A 23,670-nucleotide genomic window follows, 5' to 3' on the forward strand; every position below is an offset into this window, starting at 1 on the left:
AAACTTATCTTATTATGATAAGAATTCAGTAAATGCCTTAATTGTATACTCATTATCCTTAACAGATGCTAATTCTCTTATTGAATGCATGCTAAGAAGTGGAGCCCCCATATCAATTACAGGTATATTAAGTTTTCCTGCTGATATTGGCCCTATTGTAGTTCCACCTTTCATATCAGAACGATTTACAAATACCTGGCATGGTACGTTTGCTTTTTCACATACAGCCTTAAATATTGCTGATGCATAGCTGTCTGTTGAATAACTTCCACTTGCAGCTATTTTAAGAACTGGTCCGCCTCCAAGTACAGGTTTATTTGTTGGATCGCACTTTTCTCCGTAATTAGGATGAACTGCATGAGCTAAATCAGCTGAAATCATTATTGAATTTGATACTGCTCTTCTAAACTCTTCTCTTCCTTTACCTAATCCTAAAACTATTCTTTCAAGTATGTTTTCTAATATATTAGAATTTGCACCTTGCTTTGTTAAACTTCCAATTTCCTCATTATCCAATGCAACTAATACTTTTGTTGCATTAATTGTTTTACTTTCAGTAATTGCTTTAAGTCCAGCAAATACCATCCATAAGTCATCTAATCTTCCTACTGAAATTAATTCTTCATTTAATCCTACTAATGAGCCTTTTTCATATTCATATAAAAATAAGTCAAAATCTAATATATCACTTGCTTCAACATTTAATGTTGCTGCTAAAAGGCTTAATAAATATCCATCCTTTTCAAGATCAGCTTTAGCTGCATCTGCAAAAACCTTTCCTGATTCTTCATTTTCGAGGCCTAATAATGGTAATGTATCTTTTTGTGCATTGAAACTATACCCATCATTAACTCCTCTATTCATATGAATAGCTAAGCTTGGAATTATTAAAACTGGTTTTTCAATATCTACTAATCTTACTTCTGGTTTAAATACATTATCGCTCTTTAAAGTTACTCTACCAGCAATTGATAAAGGTCTGTCAAACCAAGTGCTAAGTATTGGCCCACCATAAACTTCAGTATTCAATTTAATATAAGTTCCTTCTGCTTTAATTTCAGCATTAGGCTTTATTCTAAAACCTGGTGAATCTGTATGAGCACCTATTAATCTAAATCCTTCTTCTTCAATTTCACCATTTCCTATTTCAAATCCTATAAGAGCAGAATTATTTTTCATAACATAATACTTTCCACCCTCTTTTAAATCCCAGCTGTCACTTTCTTTTAATTCAGTATAACCATTTCTATCTAATATGTCTTTTACCTCATAAGCAGCTTGAAATGCAGTTTTACTTTTATTTATAAAGTCTAATAATTGTCTTGAGTTACTCATGTGTCATACCTCTTTTCTAATTTTAATATATATATATTATATCCAATCCCTATACTTTATCAAAGAAAAGTGTACTTTTAAATAATACTTATAACCTTACTAAAGAAAATGCCTCATACATTTAAATAATTATTAAAATTTTTTAATAATTATTTAAATGTTAATTAATTATTTAACTTATTATTTATATTATTATATAGATATACTAATAAAAAATATAAAGATTGGTGGTGAATTTATAAATCCAGTGCTTAAAATATTAAAAAACAATCCCCAAAAAATAAAAAAGATATTTATTATCTTCTCAATCATATCATTCTTAATGATTATAATGTCTTTAATATGCTATTATATATTTGTAAAATCTAACTTGAATTACACTGAAAGTCAAGCAGAAAATATTGCACTAGAATTAATAGATGGTGCCATACTTAGAAGAGAAAAAGAAATTGATGATGGAATTTTAGAATACAAATTTGATATTATTGATAAAAACAATATAGTTCGTGAAGTAAGTGTAAGTTCAAAGACAGGTGCAATAATTGATTTTGATTAACAAATTATAATATTCAATCATGTGAGGTGTTATATTGAAAAAAATATTAATTATTGAAGATGAAGCAAATATATCAGATTTCATAAAAATGGAACTTGAATATGAAGGCTATGAGGTATTTATATGTGAAGATGGAAAATCAGGTTTAGAATCTGCACTTAATAATGAATTTGATTTAATAATCTTAGATTTAATGCTTCCAATTATAAGTGGACTTGAAGTATGCAGAAGACTGAAAAGAAAAAAGAATACCCCCATTATAATGCTTAGTGCCAAAGATGACGTTATGGACAAAGTAGCAGGCCTTCAGATTGGAGCTGATGACTATATTACCAAACCTTTTGCAATAGAAGAATTACTTGCAAGAATCCAAGTAGTTTTTAGAAGAGAGAACTCTAAAAAAAGTTATAAAGTAGTTTTTAAAGATATAGTTATTGATTTAAATTCAAGGAAAGTCTGTAGAGCTGGTGAAGTTTTGACTCTAACTAATAAAGAATATGAACTCCTTATTCTTTTAATAAATAATAAAGATACAGTTATGAGCAGATATGATATATTAAACGAAGTATGGGGATATGACTATGATGCAGGTACTAACGTTGTAGATGTGTATGTCAGCTATTTAAGAAATAAATTAGATGAAAAGAATAAGGAACAGTATATCCAAACAGTCAGATCTATAGGATATATTATGAAACTATAGTTCTATGCAAAGAAAAATACATATATTTTTTGAATTCAGTATTATATCATTAGTCATAATAACAGCAATAATTGTAATATATACAATAGCTCAAGTTGCATTAATAACTCTATTTAGTAAAGAGCATCAAAAAGACTCTATTGAAAATAGATATGAAGTTCTATGCTTTCTACTTTCTAATATTAATATTGATGAATATACTATAAATAATATAGCTAGATATGATGAACAAAATATTCGTATGTATAAAGAAGATTTCAGTGAATGTTTTGCAAGTAATTATGATGAAGATATATGGGAAAATATTGATTTTTATTTTGGAAGAGATGTTAAAATTGAAACAGAATATATATCAGATGATATCTATTCTGTACTAAGTGGTCCAATATATATAAATGGAGAAAGATATATTTTACAAATAGTATCGGATGAATATATTGGTGAAGATTTACTAGAATCATACTACCCAACATTTTTTGCCATATTTATATTTGGTATTATTTTAAGTATTTTAGGATCTATTCATTTATCTAAAAAATTTTTAAGAAAGCTCAATAGATTATCTAATGATATAGAAGAAGTAAAGGAATTTGGTATAAGCCATAGGATGAATAAGTCAAATTCAAATGATGAGTTTGATAGAATAGTAACATTATTTAATTCTATGATGGATGAAATAGAATGCTCATTTGAAGAACAAAAAGTCTTTATTTCAAATGCATCACATGAGCTTAGAACTCCACTTACAGCTCTTAAAGGTCATCTTTCAATGATTAAAAGATGGGGAAAAAATGATAAAGAAAGAATGGAAAAATCCATTGATATATGCATTGATGAAACAGATAGGTTAATTAAGATTGTAAATGACTTATTGCTCCTTACAAGATGTGAAAGAGAAATAATTAATTTAGATGAAATAAACGAAATTAAAGTATTGCAAATAATTTTAGATTGTGTTAATCATTATAAAATATTAAATGAAAACATTCAATTTGATATTGATGTAAAAGAAGAAGACTGCATTAAAATCACTCATGAACACTTGAAACAACTTTTAGTTATATTTATTGATAATTCAATTAAATATAATGACAAAGAAATATGTAAAATAAAAATAAGCTTAACCCAAAATAATGGTAGGAAAGAACTTTCTATTACTGATAATGGAATGGGAATCCCCCAAAATGATATTCAATATGTTTTAAATAAATTTTATAAAGTGGACAAATCAAGAGTAAATAATAATTCATATGGTATAGGTCTATCTATCGCCAATCAAATAGTTACTAATTACAAAGGTAAAATTAATATTTTTAGCACTGAAAAAGTGTACACTACAATAAAAATATTATTATAAATTATAATATATATGTTGAAAATTTAAATCTACACTATAACAGCATAATCTATGTCTAATTTTATGAAAGAATGATCTTGTAACATATATATTAAAATTAAGTTTATGATTACTTTATGCTAAGTAAATACCAGAACATAAAGTATATATGTTCTAATTAAGAATCTTCATTAAAATCTGCCCTAAACCCAAAAGGATATATGGTTCATATGAAGTAACTTTATTGGAACTTATATATAAAAAATAATTTCAATATATTATTAAAAAATTTAAGTTTAGAGGTGAATAAAATGAAAAAGAAAAATTTATCAAAATTAATAGCATTATGTTTACTATCATTGTCATTAGCTTCAATATCTCCTAAAGAAGCTGATGCAGCATGGATAAAGGATAAAAATGGATGGTGGTATTCAGAAGGAAATTCATGGGCTACAGGATGGAGATATATAAATGGATCATGGTATTATTTTAATTCACAAGGATATATGGCTCACGATACTGTAATTAACGGATACTATGTAAATGGTAATGGTCAATGGATAACTACAAATGCTAACTCAGCAACAGATATAGGAGAAGAAAAAGCAAAACAAATAGCATTTAATCATGCTGGAGTATATTCAAATGCTGTAAATTATGTTACTGTTGGTGTTGATTATATATTTGGAGCTAAGTCTTATGACATTGAATTTAAATCTGGAAACATTGAATATGATTATGACATTGATGCTTCAACAGGAAAAATTATAAAATATGATAATGAAATAGATGACGATTATATAAATATACCACAAAATAGTACTTCATCAACAGATATTGGTCTAGAAAAAGCAAAACAAACAGCATTTAATCATGCTGAAGTATCTTCAAATTCAATAAGAGATTTAGATTTAGATTATGACTATAAGAATGGAATTAAAGTCTACGAAATAAGTTTTAAAGTTGGAAATATGGAATATGACTATGACATAAATTCATCAACTGGAGCAATAGAAAAATACGATAGCGAGTATGATGATTAATATAAAATATAAATTGAATCCATACATATAAATACTCACAGTGAAATAAAACAATTACCAGAGTGTTATTTAAACAAAGCAAAAAATCTCCTTTAGGATAGTGCATGTAGTATCCTAAAGGAGATTTATATATTAAAAATTATATTATGAAAGAATACTATGTTGAAGGTAATGCAAAAAATGAATTATCAATTCTGTTCTTTTTACATTAAGTATAAAAGAGTATGACTATTGTTTGAATATATTTTATACAAATCATTAACCTAATTCCTACTCTGTTATATATACACAACTTCAATACTTTTTCTAAATTAATCCATATTCCTTTAAGCTATCTTTCAATGTTTCTAAATTTTTACCTTCCATGGCAAATAGAGGCATTCTCAACTTTCCAACATTGTATCCCATAAGTCCTAACGCAGTCTTTACTGGTATAGGATTAACTTCAATAAATAAATTATTTATAAGTTCTAAATAATCAGTCTGCATTTTTGCACTTTCTTCTATCTTTCCTTCAAAGTAAAGGCTGCAAATTTCGTGTGCTTCCTTAGGCATAACATTTGATAATACGGAAATAACTCCTTTACCACCTAATGATAATATAGGAACTATTTGATCATCATTTCCAGAATAAATATCAAGATTATCTCCACACAAAGCTTTAATTTTAGCTACTTGAGATAAATCTCCACTAGCTTCTTTTGCAGCAACTATTCTTGGATGCTTAGCTAATTCTACATATGTTTCTGGAAGAATATTAACACCAGTTCTTGATGGAACATTATATAGAATCATTGGTACATTAACTCTGTCTGCTATATATGTAAAGTGTTTAACTAAACCACTTTGAGTTGCTTTGTTATAGTAAGGTGTCACAACTAATATTCCATCTACCCCAACACTTTCAGCATATTTTGAAAGTTCAACAGCATATGCTGTATCATTTGAACCTGTACCTGCTATTACAGGAATTCTCTTATTTACATATTCTACTGTAAATCTAATGGCTTCTTTGTGCTCTTCATCTGACATAGTTGATGATTCACCTGTAGTTCCAGCAATTACAATTGCATCTGTACCATTATCTATGTTGAAATCTATCAGTCTTTTTAATTCTTCAAAATTAATTCCATTCTCATTAAAAGGTGTAACTATTGCAACTGCTGCACCAGTAAATATTGTTTTCTTCATAAAAACATGCCTCCAAATCGTTAATCCTTATATAATTAATTTATTTTATAAAGAAAAATTATCAATATAGAAAATTTTTCCCCATTTTTTAAATAATTCAATCATTTTCATATATTTTATATTTAAAATTCATAAGTAAATTATATCATAGTAAAATAATATATTGTGATATTTTATGCATATTTATTCTAGTATTTTATATTTATATTATTTTAACATAATGTATATATAAATGTTTTAAAAAATGTTGCTAGTTTAAAAATTAAGAAAAATCGCTTGTATCAAGCTAATGTAAACATCTTGATACAAGAATATGTGAATTTTGAATGCTTAAAAAACATACTAAAAATCTATTAAAATTTTATATTTTAGCATATACTACTGTTATCAAAATTAATTAGATTATGAAATATCCATATGACAAATTGACTTTCTAAGTTAATTAACACAAATATAAAATTTTACTGTTAATCAAATTTCATAAATACAAGATTCTTTTCCAAATTAGCTCATAAGTCAATATGAATTAATTGAACATTCATGATATAATTATGGTTATACTTTAATATACTTTGAACAAAAATAATAAATATTTATAAATATCCTAAATCATAATAATTTTTATATTTAAATTTAATTACCTTTGCAATTTTTTATTAATTATATTTTATATTTAAATTTAGGACTTATATGAGGTGAAAAAATGTTTTTTGAATTACTTATCAACAAATTTATAAAAGACAAAAATAATATTAAAAACGATAAAGTAAGAAACTCTTATGGGCTACTTGGAGGAATAGTAGGCATATTAGTAAACGTACTTCTATTTATAATAAAGTTATCAGTCGGTGTTATTGTATCGAGTATTGCAATTACTGCCGATGCCTTTAATAACCTTTCTGATGCAGCATCATCATTAATAACTATATTGGGATTCAAATTATCCAGTATGCCTGCTGACAAAGAACATCCTTTTGGACATGGTAGATTAGAATATTTATCAGCTCTAATAGTTGCATTTATGGTAATGTTAGTTGGATTACAGTTTATTAAAACTTCATTTAATAAGATAGTTAATCCTGAACCTGTTATATTTGATTTTATTCCATTTATATTATTATTTGTATCTATATTTCTTAAATTGTGGCTTTCAAAATTTAATAAGTATGTAGGCGATAAAATAAATTCTTCTGCATTAAAGGCTGCTTCTGTTGATGCTTTAGGAGATGTATTTACTACAAGCTGTGTTGTACTTTCTTTTCTAGCTTCAAAATTCACCACTCTTCCAATTGATGGATATGTGGGTTTGGCTGTAGCTATATTTATAGTCTATTCCGGATTTAATCTTGTTAAAGATACTATTAATCCTTTACTTGGTGAAGCTCCAGACCCTGAATTAGTTAAATCCATAGAAGAAAAAGTTCTTTCATATGAAAATATATTAGGAACTCATGATTTAATTGTTCATAATTATGGTCCTGGAAAATGTATGGCATCTATTCACGCAGAAATTCCAAGTGACATAAGTGTCGTTGCTATACATGAAATAATAGATAAGGCTGAAAGAGAAATATCTGCTGAACTTAAAATATATCTAGTAATTCATATAGATCCAGTTTGTAATATTGAAGGGGAAGTAAAAGAAGCTTACGATGAGATTCAAAAAGTTATCGATGAATATGATTTTATAGAGTCTATACATGATTTTAGAGTCGTTGGTGAAGGCAAAATAAAAAATTTAATTTTTGATGTAGTTTTAGATGTTACAAAAGATTCTCATTTAAGCAATGAAGCATTAATTGATTTAATTTCTGAAAGAGTTAAAAAAATACACCCATGCTATAATTGTGTAATCACAATTGATAAGCACTATGTATAAAATTATAAATTATCAGTTCTCAATATAAATAAGGGACGTAGTAAGTTTTAGTGAAATAACCGAAATAAAGCTCTCAAATTTGGCTCGCTTGCTACAAAAATGAAACTAAAAATTTAAACATCAATGATTGTACCCAAAACCGTTTGCTCCAAGGCATATAATGCTTAGTAAGGTACGAACTTAGCAGTATAGCCCATCTTTATCTACCGATGAAGATGGTTCCTTTAATATGCCTTAGACAAACAATTTTGGAACAATCATTAATGTAAAAATTCTAAAGCTTCATTTTTGAAGGCAAGTCTCCGCCCAATATGAGAGCTTTATTTCTTTGTTTCATCTAAACACAGAGTTTCAGATATTGTTGTTATACATAAATACATTTTTTAATTAATGAATAGTTATTTATACATGTTAAAGATTTAAAAAGTCAGTATTCTATAATTTTTTTAATGTACTAATTTATAGATGTAGGAAGATAAACTCTTACGGATTTGCTTATTTATTGGTGATATAGTGATTCAATAAGTAACTTTATAAATTACTACAATTTATTGAGACTATATTTTTAGTCATGTAATATTCATAAAACATATATTCTAGCTAAAATAAGTTAGATATCTATAATTTTAGAGGAAAACAAAGAAATTCAATATATGATAAGCGTAGTATTGTATTAAGAAATTTAAGCTGTTAACTTATTAGACAGAGGTTGTTCCAAAATTGTTTGTCCAAAACTTGTTTTTTGGGAGCAAACATTTTTGGGCACAACCTCTGTCTTTATAAGTTTTAGCTTAAATTTCCCTACAATCGAGCTTATATATATTGAATTTCGGTTGCTATCCACTAAATCTTGATTCTACAAAATATATTTATATTGTTGAAAGTTACCATATTTTCAGCCTATCTTCTGGCTTAACATACATTTTATCGCCTTCTTTAATTCCATATGTTTCATAGAACTTTTCATATTGTGATAAAACTGCATTTACTCTGTATTTATATGGTGAATGAGTATCCCAATTTAACATTTGTTGTTCATATTCAGGTGATCTTGCACATCTATATCCTATTGCATAATTTTCAAAGAATTCTTTATAATCTGCATCAGGCATTGTTTCTAATATATCTAATAAACATGCCATTGATGTAACATCTGCAATATTTTCACCTAGTGTGCTTTCACCATTAATAAATTGACCAGGCAACCCTTCTATACTGCTATAAAATTCTTTAAATTTCTCTGCCTTCTCATTAAATTTATTATAATCTTCTATATTCCACCAGTTTTGATAGTTTCCATCTGCATCATATAATGCACCAAGATCATCAAAGGCATGGCTAATTTCATGACCTAAAACAAACCCAACAGTTGCTAATTTTTTTTCCTTAGAATCATTAATATTATAGAAATCTGGCTCTAAAAGACCCGCTGTAACAACTAAGCTATTAGTTTCAAAATGATATTCTGCAAATACTCCTTGTGGCGTAACTGTTCCCGAAAAAATTTCATCGTTTAAAGGCTCGTATAGTTCAGCAAATTCTTTTTTCCTTTGATGTTCAGTAATATTCATCATATTTTCAACTAATGAACCACCTTCAGCAAATGATTTAATTTCTACACCCGAATAATCTTCATAAGTTTCTGGATATCCTATATTAAATTTCAATTTATCCAACTTATTTAATGCATTTTTCTTAGTTAAATCACTTATCCAATCATTATTATTTATTCTCTTTCTATAAGTTGAAACTAATTCCTTTGCTAATAATTCAACATCTCTTTTTTCTTCTTCATTACAGTATTTATCAGTGTACAACTTTCCAAGTGCTTCTGTAAAATTAGCATATATAGTCTCATAAGCATCATTTTCAGCCGATTGTGTACTATTACTTTCAGTTTGGTTTAAATAAGCTATATATTCATCATTTAATCTTACAAAATCATCATCAAGAAATTTACCTAATGCCTGTAGTATTGTAATTTCAATATAATTTTTTATTTGCGGAAGATTTTCTTCTGTATATAAAGCATTTAGACTTTGAAGCCACTTTTTCTGCTGAACTATTATCGTATTCTTACTTTTATCTATACCAAGTCCATTCATAACCTTAGACAATTGTAAATTAGGAGCCATTTTATTTAATTCATCCATAGTCACAGAGACATTAAGTGATTTATAGTCAATTTCTCCTCCATATAACTGATCCATTCCTATCATACTCTTTGCTATATTTTCTTCAAACGATATAAGATCATCAGTTTTCTTCTTAGCTTCATCTTCAGAATATCCACTTAGTTTTAAAGTACTTTCTATATAATTAATATATTTTTCTTTTCTTTCTTTACTTTCTTCAGTATCACTAAAATAATCGTTACTATTAACTAATCCAAGTAAAGTTGGCTGTATATATAGTTGATGACTCTTATTTGTATATAAAGGTGATACTTTAAATCTAAATAAATTATTAAATATATCCATTTCATTAGTACATAAAAGCTCTGTTAACTCATCAATTGAATTCACATTTTTAATTTTATCAACATACTTTTTGGCACCATCTACACCTTGTCTATTTCTTGCTTCTGTATCAAGCATGTTATTATATAAATTAATCATCTTACCTTCAACAGTATCTGATGAATAATTAGACTGTTCCTTCAACATTTCATTAAATATGTCTCTCACGTCTACAGTACTTTTCGCTGTAAGATAGGTATAATAACTGATTTCCTGAAGATCAGGTGTAATATATTGATTTACTCCATTAATCCAATCATTATTGATAGAACCATAAAAATCATCTTGGTATCCTGAACTTGTTTCTTTTCCATTATCTAAAACAGATCTTGTCCTATTACTGCTTGAGCTTGCAGGTGGCTTATATTTACTCCATATGATATCTTCAAAATCATATTGAATTCCTTGCTTATCTGCATAAGAATTATTAATATTCTCATTAGCGGCTTTGGCATCTGTTGAAAATAGCGTAAATGTTGTCATAAAAGCCATGGTAAATGATATTACCTTAACCATTCTCTTTAAATTAATCATAGGCTTTAACCATCTCCCTTCATCTTCTTAAATTAAGCTTGTATATATAGTATAACATCTTTATATTCATAACTTCTATTAAAAAGAACTTAATATTTCTATTATCTATATTTTTATCTTTATAATGCAAAAATCCTAGAGTCTTTTTGCTCTAGGATTTTAGATTATTTATTTGCTCTTTAAATCTTTTACAAATATGTGCTTATAAATTACTAAGTTAATTCATAAAGCTTTTGTTAATAAATAAAAATCAAATATATTATTTGTTTTCATAAGTTACATTAATATTTAAAAATCAGAAGAATATTTTTATAATTCCTAGTATCATTGAAGATACTATAAGAATTTTACTTAACATATAATATTTTTTTACTACAAAATAAAGTACTAATCCAATAATAGCTGGTACTCCCATCAACCAAGCAATACATTTTTCCATAACCCAATTTGTAGGTAAAGATGTTACATTCAATAATGTTATAATAACACTAACTGCTCCTGCAAAAATAAATGCTATATTTTGTTTATTTTTTTCTTTAGTTATAAATAACATTAATGCAGCACAAATACTAATTACAGTCATTGATATAAATAAAATTAAAAGTGCTCCCATGATAATTCTCTCCTTCCATATTTCTTTTATCGTTTTATTTAACTACATAATAGATTATTATTATATCATTAACTTTTACAAGCAAAAATATATATTATAAAATTTCAAAACTATAACTTCTGAACTTATACTTGCAAAAAAACAGAGAGAGTTATATCTAAAATTTAAATATAACTCTCTCTGTTTATAAATCTTTATTTTAAAGCACCTTTGATAAAAAATCTATTGTACGTGGATTCTTAGGATTTTTAAATATTTCATCTGGTGTACCTTGTTCTACGATTTTTCCACCATCCATAAATAATATTCTATCTCCAACTTCTCTTGCAAACCCCATTTCATGAGTAACAACTACCATTGTCATCCCTTCTTTTGCAAGATCCTTCATAACATTTAGAACCTCACCGACCATTTCTGGATCTAATGCTGATGTTGGTTCGTCAAACAACATTACGTCTGGCTCCATAGCTAATGCTCTTGCTATAGCTATTCTTTGCTTTTGACCACCTGAAAGTGATGCTGGATATGCATCTATTTTATCAATTAGCCCTACTTTATTTAATAGCTCTTTTGCTTTTGCTTCTGCTTGTTCATTAGACATCTTTTTAACTCTCATAGGCGCTAGACAGATGTTTTGTTTTACTGTTTTATGTGGGAATAAATTAAACTGTTGAAATACCATTCCCATTTTTTCTCTCATCTTATTTATGTCAGTTGCCTTTGATGTTATATCTTTTCCTTCAAAAGTAATTGTGCCTGATGTAGGAACTTCTAATAGATTAAGGCATCTTAAGAAAGTACTTTTTCCTGAACCTGATGGTCCAATTACAACTACCACTTCCCCTTTAGCGATATGCTCATCAATTCCCTTTAGTACTTCATTTTTTCCAAAACTCTTGTTTAAATCTTTAACGTATATCACTAGCCTTTAATCTCCTTTCAACAAATCCTAAACATCTTGTTAATGTGAATGTAATTACAAAATAAAATACTGCTGCAACAATTACTGGTTCTAATCCAAGTGCTGTATTTCCTCTTACTATTCCAGCATTGTACATAAGCTCTGCAACACCTATTACAGAAACCATTGAAGATTCTTTAATTACTGATATAAATTCATTTCCAAGTGCAGGCAAGATATTTTTAAATGCTTGAGGTATTATAATATCAATCATTGCTTGCCCTTGAGTCATACCTAAACTTCTTGACGCTTCCATTTGCCCCTTATCAACAGCTTCAATACCAGCTCTTATTATCTCTGAAACATATGCAGCTGAATTTAATGATAATGCAACTATACCAACTGCCATATCTGACATATCTAATCCAGTTAAATTAGGTAACCCTATATAGATTATATAAATCTGAACTAAAAGAGGTGTACCTCTTACAAATTCTACATATGCTGTTGCTAAGATGCTTATAGGTTTAATTTTTGAACGCCTAATAAGTGTTAATAACAAACCTAAAATTGTTCCAAATAATACTGCGCATAAAGCCAGTATTATTGTTATTTCTGCACCTTTTATATAGTAACTTGAGTATTTATCTAAAAATGTAAAATTCAAAATACAACCTCCTTAGTCAATTCATCCCTATTAGGAACCCCCTATGGGTAATTTCATTCAATGTTTAATTCTATTGTTCAGCTGCTAAATCACTTGCATCTGAAACAAATTTTGTTATCTTATCTTCTTCTTTTAACTTGCTTATAGTCTTGTTGACTTCTGTTTGTAATTCAGTAGAACCTTTCTTTAAAGCTATTGCAGCTCCACCATTTTCATCTGTTACTACAAAATCAGACATTGCTATATCTTTATTTTTATCACAATTAATCTTTGCAACACCTTCTTCAATTAAAATAGCATCTACTTTATTGTTCTTTAAGTCCAATACTAAGTCTGTAACCTTTGCTAAAGATTTAATGTTTGCTTCATCAAAATTGTCTTTTGCAATTCCTTCTTGAATTGATCCTTTTTGAACTCCAATCTTTTTACCCTTTAAGTCATCAAATGATTTAACTGAACCTTCTTCACCACTTCTTAAAATAAAACGATGAGTTGCAGTATAGTAAATATCTGAAAAATCAGCATTTTCCTTTCTTTCATCTGTAGGAGTCATTCCTGCAAATACCATATCAACTTTTCCTGCTTGAAGAGCTACAAGTAACCCATCAAAATCCATATCCTTTACTTCTAGTTCAACGCCTAACTCTTTAGCAACTTCCTTTGCTATATCAATATCAAACCCTACTATTTCATCTTTTCCATTCGCCATTGTATGGAATTCATATGGTGGATAATCTGCGCTTGTACCTACTACAAGTTTTCCTTTTGATTTTATATCACTTAAATTTCCTCCATCGGCTTTTTGCTCTACAGCCGCACCTTCTGTCTTTTCCCCTTCAGTTTTGCTACTACTTCCACATCCTATTGCACTAATTGCCATTGTAGCTACTGCAACAACTGCGATCATCTTTTTTAATATTCCTTTTTTCATTTATTAATCCCCCTTCTTATTTGCTATACTTCCCTTATTGACCTTTTTCATAATGGCCTGTCTTTCTTTTGATAAACTTATTATAAACACTTATTTATAATTATGCAATAGTTATGTATAAAATTCTTTAATATTTTTTGTCAAATATTAAATTTCAGATCAATATATATTAATATTAGAATATCAATATACTTTATTTTATGTTATTTTTAATATTTTAATGTGCATATTGTATTATTATGCATACATTAAATAATTCATGTATAATAAAAAAATCGCTAAGGCGACTATGATATAATCTTTTAAAGAATAAAAAACGCCAAAGCCCTTTAAGATATTAAGCATTAGCGTTTAACAGTTCTATTTATTTAGTTTATTTTTTATATATTCTATGTCCTCAATAATCCCAAAGACATCTTTGTAACACTGCTTTCCATACTCAAGGACTAAGTCTGCATCACTTGTATATTTTTTATACAAGTCTAAGAATTTATCAAAGCTTAATTTTCCATCATTTATTCTATTATGATTATCCTCAAATCCATCATTATTATGAATATGATATGCAACAATCTTATCTTTTAACTCCATAATAATATTCTCTATATCCCATTTGTTTGCAAATGCATGCCCTATATCTATAAGTATATTATTAGGAATACTTTTTGCCATTTCTATAAATTCTTTTTCATTAAATAACATATTTTCATGTGAAATTACACCACAATTTTCTACTACAATTTTTGAATCATATTCCTTTGCATTTTCATTCAAATCTATTAAGTTCTCAGATGATGCCTCTATCATTCTTTCCTTATTTTCCTGAACAACTTTGCAGTTGTTATGATGATATACGATATATCTACTATTCAATTCTTTTGATATTTCTAACGTACTATTGAAATATTCATTTGTTCTTATATATTCTAAAGATCCTTTTTCTGCCGAATGTTCTGTCTCATAATATGGTCCATGTAATGAAATTTTATAATCTTTAAGCCTATCAATATTATCATCAATAAACTTAATAAATACATCATTCTGCCACTCTACAAAAAGTTCTATTCCAATACTTCTATCATTAATTTTATCTAAAAGACTAAAAATTTCTTCAAGCTGATCTGGATTATATAAATTTGTACTTATATAAATATTCATAATTAAATCTCCTTCGGATATCCAATTGACATTGTTGTTTTTCTATCAAACAAATGAATTTTACTAAAATCCAGTTCAAAATATACAACATCATCAGATTTATATTTATTTTCTTCTAATATAGCAATTACTTCATTTCCTTCTACTTCAATATAAACTCCAACCTTATTACCATAATCTTCAACATATTTAACAAAACCTTTTAGTGAATTTTTTCCCTTTTCAAATTGTAAGTTTATGTGTTCAGGTCGTATACCAATGCATAATTCTGTATTCCCATTATCTTCGACTAACTTAATCCACTCATCTGAAATACTAATTTTTTGATCGCCTACTACTATTTTTCTGTCATTATAATTAACTTCAAAAACATTTGTTGATGGTGAACCAATGAACTTTGCAGTAAATATATTTGCTGGCTTGTTATACACATTGGATGGAGTATCAACCATTTGAAGAGTTCCTTTGTTCATAAGTGCTATTCTATCTCCCATTGTCATAGCCTCTACTTGATCATGTGTTACATATACAAAAGTTTGATTATATAATTCATGAATCTTAACCAATTCTTTTCTTGCATGTCCTCTAAGTTGTGCATCAAGGTTTGAAAGTGGCTCATCCAAAAGAAAATAATCGCTTCTTTTTACTATAGCTCTTGCAAGTGCTACTCTTTGGCGTTGTCCACCAGATAAATCTTTTGGTTTTCTTTTTTCTAACCCATTTAATTGAAGCATATCTATTGCAGAATTTAACCTATCTTTCACCTCTGAAGGTTGAAATTTATGCACCTTTAGACCATAAGTTATATTTTCTTCTACAGTCATATGTGGGAATAATGCATAATTTTGAAATACCATTGCTATATTCCTCTCGCCGCTCTTAACATTATTAACACATTTTCCATTCATATATAACTTTCCACTTGTTATATCTTCCAGCCCTGCAATCATTCTAAGAGTTGTAGACTTACCACATCCAGAAGGTCCAAGTAAAATCAATCTTTCACCTTCTTTTATTGTTAAGTTTAAATTATTAACTATTTGTGTTTTTCCATAAGATTTACATACATTTTCAAATACTATTTCTTTCATTGCTAACTCCTATCCTTTAATTCCTGATGATGTAAAAGTATTAATAATATACTTTTGGAAAATTATATATAGTATTAATGGTATTATCATTGTTATTACAGATACTGCCATGGCAATAGTAAAATCAGTTCCACCTTCTGAGCTTATAAATAATTGAAGAGCTAAAGGAAGTGTAAAATTTTCTTTAGATTTTAATATTAATACTGGCCAAACATATTCATTCCATGAATTAATAAAAAACATTATTCCAGTGGAAATTATTGCCGGCTTAACAAGTGGAATTACAATGTCTCTCATTCTCTTAAAATGCCCTACATTTTCAAGCTCTGCAACTTCAATTAATGCTTTAGGTATAGTTTTCATTGATTGTCTTATTAAAAATATTCCCGTAGCATCGCTTAACTGTGGAAGAATAACTCCAAGTAATTTATCATTAAGTCCAAGCTTTGACACAGTAAGATAATTTGGAATCATCGTAACTGTAAATGGTATAAAGATTGTACTAATTAATATAAAATAAAGTATGTTTTTATATTTAAAATCAAAATAAACAAATGAATATGCTGCGAGTACTGAAGTAATAACCTTAAATACTGTGACAGTAGTGGCTATAAAGAATGTATTTTCTGTAATTTTATAAAAAGGTAGTCTTAAGATTACTTCTTTATAGTTGTTTATTGTAGGATTCTTTGGTACAATTCCAAAAACATTACTATATGCTTCATTTAATTCTTTAAATGAGCTTGATATAGCAAACACTATTGGAAAAAGCGAAACAATTACAAATAAAATTAATAATATATGCCATTTATATTCTGATGTCATTTTAATTTTCATAATACACGCCTCTCTCTACATATTTAAATTCCAATATAAGCAATATTACAAAAAGTAACATTGTAATAATTGCAAAAGCAGATGCACTACCTGTTTTATATAGTACAAATGCTTCTTGATATGCATTATAGATGGCATTTGAACTTGCATAGTTAGGCCCTCCTTGAGTTATAACCTTTATTGGTGTAAATACATATTGAAGTCCTTGAACTATTGTCATTATTAGAACATAAATTCCTGTTGCACTACTCATTGGAATAACAATATCTAAAAATATTTTATACATTGGTATATTATCAAGCTTTGCTGCTTCAATAATTTCAGTTGGTACTCCAGAAACACCAGCAAGAACAACTATAAAATTATATCCGAATATCTTCCATGATGTTATTAAACTTATAACCACAATAACCAGTCCATCAGTTTTGCTCCATATAGGCAATGTGATTCCAAAAAGCTTTGCTATTATTGCTACTGGACCTGATATAGGATTTAGTATCCATAAGTATAGAATTGATCCTACAACTAATGAAATTACACTTGGAAGAAATATTACACTCTTATAAAATCCTTTTGCCTTTGTTATAACCACTGAAAGAATAAAAGAAAGAATGTATGGCGCAACAAAATTTAATAATAGCAGTATTAGTATATATAAAAGCGTATTTCCCATAACTTTGTATGTAATTGGATTTGTAAATATATCAATATAATTTGAAAGTCCTACAAATTCTTTTACTGGTTTTATCATATTCCATGAAAAAAAGCTTAAATAAAATGTTCTAATAAGAGGCCAGAACATAAATACTGAAAAGGCTAAAAATGATGGCAATATTAATAAATATGCAATAAATTTTTGTTTGCTCTTGTAATCTATAAGTTGTTTCTTATTTTGCATTTTAATTCTCCTTAAAATAGTTTCATTAAAAATATTTTTATAAAAGGTAGGAATAAGGCACATGAAAATAAATAAGTCCAAAGCTGCTATGAATATTTTTCATCAGGCAAGGAAGCAAAGTGCCATCATAGCAAGTCTATTATGACATTTTGCTGACGCAGGATGATGGAAAATGAGCTAGCAGATGGACTTGTTATTTATTTGATTGTGCCTAAACCTACCTTCTATACAGTTAATCCAAAACTATTTACTTAACAATACATTGATATCCTCTTGTGCTTTTGTTAATCCATCTCTTGCTGATACGCTACCACTTAATATCTTATCTCTTGTATCTAATAGTATTTGTTCAGCTTCTAAACCAGCATCACCTGGGAATGATGTCCATGATACAACTCCATCCATTTGAGTTGTTGCAGCTTCCATCATCTTATTTTCTTCTAAGAAGCTCTTTAATCCATTTTCAGCTTCAGCAACATCTTTTCTTGGAGGTACATATCCTGTTCCTTTTGTCCATTCTGCCATAGATTCAACACTATATAAATATTTTTCAAATTCCCATGCTGCTTTTTGTTCTTCTTCGCTTTGTGCAGTTATTGCAAGGAAACACCCACCTGCTGGAAGTCTCTTTTCTTTTCCTGACCATGATGGAGAATTAATTGCAGCTACATCAAACGTTGCTCCCTTTTGAACATTTGCTCTTTGTGCAATTGTTGTATAAAGCATTGCTACATTACCATCAATGAAAGATTGAACACCTTCTCCCCAAGATATATGAAGAGCTGATTTTGTATTAACAACCATATCTGCATAAACTTCATATGCTTTTATTCCTTCTTCTGATGCAAAGCTTGCTTTTCCATCAGTAATCATTCTTGCTCCATTACTTTCTAATAATGCTTGTGTAGCCCAGTTATCTGCTGGTTCTTGAATATATAAACCATACTTGCCTGTTTTTTCTTTTACAGTATCAGCAAAACGCTTTACATCTTCCCATGTCTTAGGACCATTTTCATCTAATCCCGCTTCTCTTAAAATATCTTTATTAATGTATAATACAGGTGTACTAAGTGAATATGGTATACCGACTTGTGATCCACTACTGTTTTTTGCAAGACCTAAAACATTGGGTAAAAAGTTATCTTGCAAGAATGTCTTATCTTCTTCATAATATTTATCAATAATTTCTTGTGGTTCAATATAAGCAAAATTATTTGAGAAATAATCTAAAAACGCCCAGCCAATCTGCACTACAGCAGGTGATTTTCCTGTTGCAGCCTCTGCCTGTAAATTCTGCATAAGACCTTTATACATATCTGGATTATACTTAGCAACTACCTCTACAGAATCACTTTGTTCATTAAACTTTTTAACAAGTTCCTCTACAGTCTGCCCCCCTTGAGTTTCTGCATTACAGTGCCAATATTCAATTTTTACTTTCTCACCTTTTGCAGCTTCTGCTCCTGTGTTTTGACTTTTAGTGCTTCCGCATCCTGTAAGACATAATGTTAAAAGTGATACAACTGAAATAAATTTTAATATATTTTTTTGCATTTAAATTTCCCCCTTCAAATATGTTTCTATTACTTCAATAACTCCAGACTCATACTCTCCCTCTGTTACATAATCAGCAATATCTTTTAGACCATCTACTGCATTTGCTACTGCATATCCCAAATGACCTTCTTCTATAAGTTCTTTATCATTCATGTGATTGCCTATTGTTACAACTTGATTATCTTCTATGTCTAAATATTCTTTTAACCTTTTTAACGCATCACCTTTTGAGACATTATTTTTAATTATTTCAAAATAATCATCTTCTGATATTACATACCTAAATTCTTCTCTTATGTTCTTATCTAACCTACTCCATAATTCAGTTATTTTGCTTACATCACCTATTAAAAGAATCTTATTTATTTGTAACTCAGAGTCTGTAATATCTTCTTTCGCTTCAATGCATGTAGTCTTTTCTTTTTTCTCGTATATTAAAATTCTTGATGTATGCTTTAAACAAATGGTTTGTCCATCATCATAAAAGATTACTGATACTCCAAAATTCTGAACATCATTTAAAAATTTTTTAAATGTTTTTAAATCAAATTTTTCAGAATAAAGTTCCTTACCAGTAACATCGACTATTTTTGCTCCATTATAAGCAATATATGGTGATTTAATGCCTATAGTTTTTGCTACTTCGATGCTTGTTTCTACTGGCCTTCCAGTTGCAATAGTGAATATTCCGCCACTCTCTTCAAATTTATGAATTTTTTCTATTAATTCCTTTGATACTTCATATTCCTCTTTGTCACTATTAAATAAAGTTCCGTCTAAATCTGATACAATCATTTTTATGTCCATATAAAACTCCTTTAAAATTAGATATAAAAATAGGAAATTCAATAAACCATAGCTCACCTTCTTTTCAAATACATTTTATATATATGTTGCAATTACTTTTCTACATTTTGTATGCTAGTATTTACTTAGACTGTAAACATCTTAAATGAAATTTTATTATTGCAACATGCATATATTATTTTTACAAAGTTGATTAACGGTTTTCTCAAATCTCCACCACTAATTACCTAATATTAAGTTTTAATTATAAATTCATATTCCACAAATTCTTTTTACCAAATGATACACCATCTGCTCCTGAATTCAATCCATCTAAAATCTGTTTTTCATTTTCTACCAATCCAGCCATTATAACTGGTTTGTTTGTTAATTCTTTTATGCTCTTAGCAATAGAATGCGCTAATGCTGGCATTACTTCTACAATATCAGGATTATTCTCTTTTACGCTTTCTATGGCACTATTTAAAGATTTTGTATCAATAAGAAAAATCCTTTGTATTGCTATTAAACCTTTCTTCTTAGCAGATTTTATTACAGAACTTTTAGTTGAAACAATTCCTGCTGGATTAACATATTTTTTTATAAATTCTATGGCTTCTTTATCATTTGAAAGTCCCTTTAATAAATCAATATGTATGAATATAGGCTTCTTTCTTTTCAATTCCCTAAACTCTTCTTCTAACAGCTCATTTAATTTAGCTTCCATTAATATTACTGCACCTACATTTGAATTTACAGCTTCTCTTAAATCCTGTATTTTAGCAGCTGCAATCAATGGACTGACTTTTAATATATCTTTTACATTCAAATCATTTCATCCCTTAAGATTTATTCTATACTTGTATTTTACTCACTCTTTGTTAAGACTGTATTGATTCAATAATAAATCCATGTTAAAAAACCTTATTTGGATTTTAAGCGATCCAAATAAGGTTTTTTATTTCTATTCTTTATTATTTTTTATAACTGCAAGTCTATGAAGTGCTCTAGTGCACATAATATACTTAATTAATGGTTGTATTTCATCCTCTTCAATAATAATAGCGCCATCAAATTCCAATCCTTTTGCAAGATATGCTGGTATAAGCACTTTTCCTCCCTTATAGATACTTTCTTCGTTATCTAAATTTTGAATACTTATTCTTTCCTTAATAAGAGGAGCATATTTTCTAAGTTCATTTCTGCCTTTAAATATTACAGCTATATTTTCGCAATTATCTTCCTCATAATCTTCAATTATAGAGATAACAGTATCTATAAATTCACTTTCATCAAACACTTCTTCCTCCATTACAGGTTCACCACGTCTAACTAAAGGAACTATTTTTTCTTCCTCTAAGAATTTATTTGCATATTCCATTATCTCTTGAGTTGATCTATAACTTTTATTTAAACTAAAGTTCTTTATATCAAATCCTGCATCAGTAAATACTTTTTGTAAGTTAATCATAGCACATTCTTCATTTGTGTCTATTAATCTTTGATTAGAGTCCCCAACTATAGTATAGCTTTTACAGCCTGTTATTTCTTTAATAACTTCAAATTGTAAATAACTATAATCCTGAGCTTCATCTATGACTATATGTTTTATTTCTCTTTTTAACTTTTTACCTTCTAGCTTAATCATTAAATAAAGAATTGCACTTAAATCCATATACCCAAGAGCTTTAGTATTAGTCATGCTTTTGTACAAATCTAAAATATCTTCATGATTAATCCAGTTATCAAGTTCTTCTCTAGAATTCATAACCATTCTTACAATTTCTCTTATTCTCATTCTTCTTAAGAATTCTAGATTATTGCTTTCTATTTTTAATTCTTCTTCTGATAATTTCTCTTTCTTTTCTTTTATTTCTTTAAGAAGTGCATAATAAAGTTCATCTCTTTTATCTTTAATCTTTGATGTTAATATTCTTTTTATCTTTTCACTTCTTCTAAATAAAGGCATATCTTTATAATATACATCAAATAATTCTTTGATTTCATTTATAGATACAATTTCTTCTCCGTTGAATTTAACACTTTGAATATTAAAATATTCTTTATTCAACAAATTGATTTTTTCATTTAAAAATTCTACAAATTCTTGTGAGCTTTTATATTTATATTCTTCAAGCTCACTAGTGTTTCCATCAATCACATCTTCAACATAGCTTGAAAATCCTTTTATTGGTTCATTAACTATTCCTATTTCCTCTTTTGCAAAATTCTCAAATGTAGTCTGAGCTATATTACTTTCACCAAGAGAAGGTAATACCTGCGCTATATAATCCATAAAAACATCATTTGGTCCAAATATTAATACCTTATCTCCAAATTGCTTTCTAAAATTATAGAGTAAATATGATATTCTATGAAGTGCTATAGTTGTTTTTCCCGATCCAGCTACCCCATTAACTACTACTACCCTATTTTTATCTTCTCTTATTATTTCATCTTGTTCTTTTTGTATTGTCATAACAATATCTTTTAATTTATCAGATGAATTTTCTGTCAAAACCATTTGAAGTATTTCATCTTTAACATCAACTGCTGAATCAAATACACCTTTTAACTGACTCTTTTTTATAATAAGCTGCTTTCTTCCTATTATATCTGCATTCATTTCACCTACTGGAGTGTTGTAAGTCGCCTCACCAAGGCTCCCTTTGTAAAATAGTGATGCAATAGGTGCTCTCCAATCAACAATTACAGGTTCATAAGAATCTTCTAATGTCAAACCATATCTTCCTATGTATATTTCCTCGGGAATATTGTCGTCTTCTTTAAAGGTTACTTTGCCGAAATAAGGATTTTCTTTGAGCTTCGTAAACTCCATTAGTCTTTTATCTATAGTTTTATACGCTTCTTCTTTTACATAGTTTTCATGATCAAAGTAATCAATTACTTGATCTTCATCATCTTTATATTCTTCTATATACTTCTTTCTTGCATCTAATATATATTTAGTTACAACTTTTCTTTTTTCTAAGTATTTAAGCATCTCTCCATTGATAATTTCTAAAGTATTATCTAATTTTGCTTGTTCATTTAAAAAATCTATTTGATTATTCAAAAAACAACTTCCTTTCACTTCATAATACCAAATGAGATGAAAAACTCCCATTGGGAGTT

General features: G+C 28.0%; 20 protein-coding genes. 5 read left to right on the plus strand and 15 right to left on the minus strand.

Annotated elements, in window-relative coordinates; all coding sequences use genetic code 11:
• Positions 1-12: 12 nt before the first annotated feature.
• Complete coding sequence (locus BN2920_RS20190; RefSeq protein ID WP_058296758.1) at positions 13-1,335, minus strand: M18 family aminopeptidase; 1,323 nt, start codon at positions 1,333-1,335, stop codon at positions 13-15.
• Between the two features lie 370 nt (positions 1,336-1,705).
• Between BN2920_RS20190 and BN2920_RS21900 the strand changes: the two genes are divergently transcribed.
• The 4 genes from BN2920_RS21900 to BN2920_RS20210 all read left to right on the plus strand — a co-directional run bounded on the left by BN2920_RS21900 (position 1,706) and on the right by BN2920_RS20210 (position 4,973).
• A complete protein-coding gene (locus BN2920_RS21900) occupies positions 1,706-1,891 on the plus strand; it encodes a PepSY domain-containing protein (protein ID WP_159136685.1) in 186 nt (61 codons plus the stop codon).
• Positions 1,892-1,925: 34 nt separating this feature from the next.
• The gene (locus BN2920_RS20200) at positions 1,926-2,594 is read left to right on the plus strand and encodes a response regulator transcription factor (RefSeq protein ID WP_058296760.1); all 669 of its coding nucleotides are present in this window, start codon (positions 1,926-1,928) and stop codon (positions 2,592-2,594) included.
• Positions 2,595-2,598: 4 nt separating this feature from the next.
• The gene (locus BN2920_RS20205) at positions 2,599-3,951 is read left to right on the plus strand and encodes a sensor histidine kinase (protein ID WP_058296761.1); all 1,353 of its coding nucleotides are present in this window, start codon (positions 2,599-2,601) and stop codon (positions 3,949-3,951) included.
• Between the two features lie 290 nt (positions 3,952-4,241).
• A complete protein-coding gene (locus tag BN2920_RS20210; RefSeq protein WP_058296762.1) occupies positions 4,242-4,973 on the plus strand; it encodes a PepSY domain-containing protein in 732 nt (243 codons plus the stop codon).
• Between the two features lie 306 nt (positions 4,974-5,279).
• Here the strand turns inward: BN2920_RS20210 and dapA are convergent, their stop codons facing one another.
• A complete protein-coding gene (dapA, locus tag BN2920_RS20215; RefSeq protein ID WP_058296763.1) occupies positions 5,280-6,164 on the minus strand; it encodes a 4-hydroxy-tetrahydrodipicolinate synthase in 885 nt (294 codons plus the stop codon).
• Positions 6,165-6,867: 703 nt separating this feature from the next.
• Between dapA and BN2920_RS20220 the strand changes: the two genes are divergently transcribed.
• A complete protein-coding gene (locus BN2920_RS20220) occupies positions 6,868-8,043 on the plus strand; it encodes a cation diffusion facilitator family transporter (RefSeq protein WP_058296764.1) in 1,176 nt (391 codons plus the stop codon).
• A gap of 884 nt (positions 8,044-8,927) precedes the next feature.
• Here the strand turns inward: BN2920_RS20220 and BN2920_RS20225 are convergent.
• The 13 genes from BN2920_RS20225 to BN2920_RS20285 all read right to left on the minus strand — a co-directional run bounded on the left by BN2920_RS20225 (position 8,928) and on the right by BN2920_RS20285 (position 23,611).
• Positions 8,928-11,096 (minus strand): M13-type metalloendopeptidase, encoded by a 2,169-nt coding sequence (locus tag BN2920_RS20225; protein WP_058296765.1) that lies wholly within the window; start codon positions 11,094-11,096, stop codon positions 8,928-8,930.
• A gap of 295 nt (positions 11,097-11,391) precedes the next feature.
• Positions 11,392-11,709, minus strand: a complete 318-nt coding sequence (locus BN2920_RS20230) for a hypothetical protein (RefSeq protein WP_058296766.1) — start codon at positions 11,707-11,709, stop codon at positions 11,392-11,394.
• Between the two features lie 199 nt (positions 11,710-11,908).
• Positions 11,909-12,631, minus strand: a complete 723-nt coding sequence (locus BN2920_RS20235) for an amino acid ABC transporter ATP-binding protein (protein ID WP_058296767.1) — start codon at positions 12,629-12,631, stop codon at positions 11,909-11,911.
• Entirely contained in the window at positions 12,618-13,277 is a 660-nt protein-coding gene (locus BN2920_RS20240; RefSeq protein ID WP_058296768.1) for an amino acid ABC transporter permease, read from the minus strand. The genes BN2920_RS20235 and BN2920_RS20240 overlap by 14 nt, the downstream gene beginning before the upstream one ends.
• 70 nt (positions 13,278-13,347) lie before the next feature.
• Positions 13,348-14,208 (minus strand): ABC transporter substrate-binding protein, encoded by an 861-nt coding sequence (locus BN2920_RS20245; protein ID WP_058296769.1) that lies wholly within the window; start codon positions 14,206-14,208, stop codon positions 13,348-13,350.
• A gap of 360 nt (positions 14,209-14,568) precedes the next feature.
• Positions 14,569-15,366, minus strand: a complete 798-nt coding sequence (locus tag BN2920_RS20250) for a sugar phosphate isomerase/epimerase family protein (RefSeq protein ID WP_058296770.1) — start codon at positions 15,364-15,366, stop codon at positions 14,569-14,571.
• Between the two features lie 2 nt (positions 15,367-15,368).
• Positions 15,369-16,457, minus strand: a complete 1,089-nt coding sequence (locus tag BN2920_RS20255) for an ABC transporter ATP-binding protein (RefSeq protein WP_058296771.1) — start codon at positions 16,455-16,457, stop codon at positions 15,369-15,371.
• Between the two features lie 9 nt (positions 16,458-16,466).
• Positions 16,467-17,294 (minus strand): carbohydrate ABC transporter permease, encoded by an 828-nt coding sequence (locus tag BN2920_RS20260; protein ID WP_058296772.1) that lies wholly within the window; start codon positions 17,292-17,294, stop codon positions 16,467-16,469.
• Complete coding sequence (locus BN2920_RS20265) at positions 17,284-18,192, minus strand: carbohydrate ABC transporter permease (RefSeq protein WP_058296773.1); 909 nt, start codon at positions 18,190-18,192, stop codon at positions 17,284-17,286. Before BN2920_RS20265 ends, BN2920_RS20260 begins: the two co-directional genes overlap by 11 nt.
• A 243-nt stretch (positions 18,193-18,435) precedes the next feature.
• A complete protein-coding gene (locus BN2920_RS20270) occupies positions 18,436-19,746 on the minus strand; it encodes an ABC transporter substrate-binding protein (RefSeq protein WP_058296774.1) in 1,311 nt (436 codons plus the stop codon).
• Entirely contained in the window at positions 19,747-20,556 is an 810-nt protein-coding gene (locus BN2920_RS20275; RefSeq protein WP_058296775.1) for a Cof-type HAD-IIB family hydrolase, read from the minus strand.
• A gap of 244 nt (positions 20,557-20,800) precedes the next feature.
• Positions 20,801-21,364, minus strand: coding sequence for a glycerol-3-phosphate responsive antiterminator (locus BN2920_RS20280; protein WP_058296776.1), 564 nt, complete (start codon positions 21,362-21,364; stop codon positions 20,801-20,803).
• 135 nt (positions 21,365-21,499) lie between these two features.
• Positions 21,500-23,611: a HelD family protein gene (locus BN2920_RS20285; protein ID WP_058296777.1), complete on the minus strand. Its 2,112-nt coding sequence runs from the start codon at positions 23,609-23,611 to the stop codon at positions 21,500-21,502.
• Positions 23,612-23,670 lie beyond the last annotated feature (59 nt).

The sequence above is a fragment of the Clostridium neonatale genome (assembly GCF_001458595.1).
Taxonomy (GTDB): domain Bacteria; phylum Bacillota; class Clostridia; order Clostridiales; family Clostridiaceae; genus Clostridium; species Clostridium neonatale.

What these genes read in the sequence shown, in the direction of transcription:
- BN2920_RS20190 (WP_058296758.1), bottom strand. Translation starts at nt 1,335, where the DNA reads ATGAGTAACTCAAGACAATTATTAGACTTTATAAATAAAAGTAAAACT.
- BN2920_RS20205 (WP_058296761.1), top strand. Translation starts at nt 2,599, where the DNA reads ATGCAAAGAAAAATACATATATTTTTTGAATTCAGTATTATATCATTA.
- BN2920_RS20210 (WP_058296762.1), top strand. Translation starts at nt 4,242, where the DNA reads ATGAAAAAGAAAAATTTATCAAAATTAATAGCATTATGTTTACTATCA.
- dapA (WP_058296763.1), bottom strand. Translation starts at nt 6,164, where the DNA reads ATGAAGAAAACAATATTTACTGGTGCAGCAGTTGCAATAGTTACACCT.
- BN2920_RS20220 (WP_058296764.1), top strand. Translation starts at nt 6,868, where the DNA reads ATGTTTTTTGAATTACTTATCAACAAATTTATAAAAGACAAAAATAAT.
- BN2920_RS20225 (WP_058296765.1), bottom strand. Translation starts at nt 11,096, where the DNA reads ATGATTAATTTAAAGAGAATGGTTAAGGTAATATCATTTACCATGGCT.
- BN2920_RS20230 (WP_058296766.1), bottom strand. Translation starts at nt 11,709, where the DNA reads ATGGGAGCACTTTTAATTTTATTTATATCAATGACTGTAATTAGTATT.
- BN2920_RS20245 (WP_058296769.1), bottom strand. Translation starts at nt 14,208, where the DNA reads ATGAAAAAAGGAATATTAAAAAAGATGATCGCAGTTGTTGCAGTAGCT.
- BN2920_RS20250 (WP_058296770.1), bottom strand. Translation starts at nt 15,366, where the DNA reads ATGAATATTTATATAAGTACAAATTTATATAATCCAGATCAGCTTGAA.
- BN2920_RS20255 (WP_058296771.1), bottom strand. Translation starts at nt 16,457, where the DNA reads ATGAAAGAAATAGTATTTGAAAATGTATGTAAATCTTATGGAAAAACA.
- BN2920_RS20260 (WP_058296772.1), bottom strand. Translation starts at nt 17,294, where the DNA reads ATGAAAATTAAAATGACATCAGAATATAAATGGCATATATTATTAATT.
- BN2920_RS20265 (WP_058296773.1), bottom strand. Translation starts at nt 18,192, where the DNA reads ATGCAAAATAAGAAACAACTTATAGATTACAAGAGCAAACAAAAATTT.
- BN2920_RS20270 (WP_058296774.1), bottom strand. Translation starts at nt 19,746, where the DNA reads ATGCAAAAAAATATATTAAAATTTATTTCAGTTGTATCACTTTTAACA.
- BN2920_RS20275 (WP_058296775.1), bottom strand. Translation starts at nt 20,556, where the DNA reads ATGGACATAAAAATGATTGTATCAGATTTAGACGGAACTTTATTTAAT.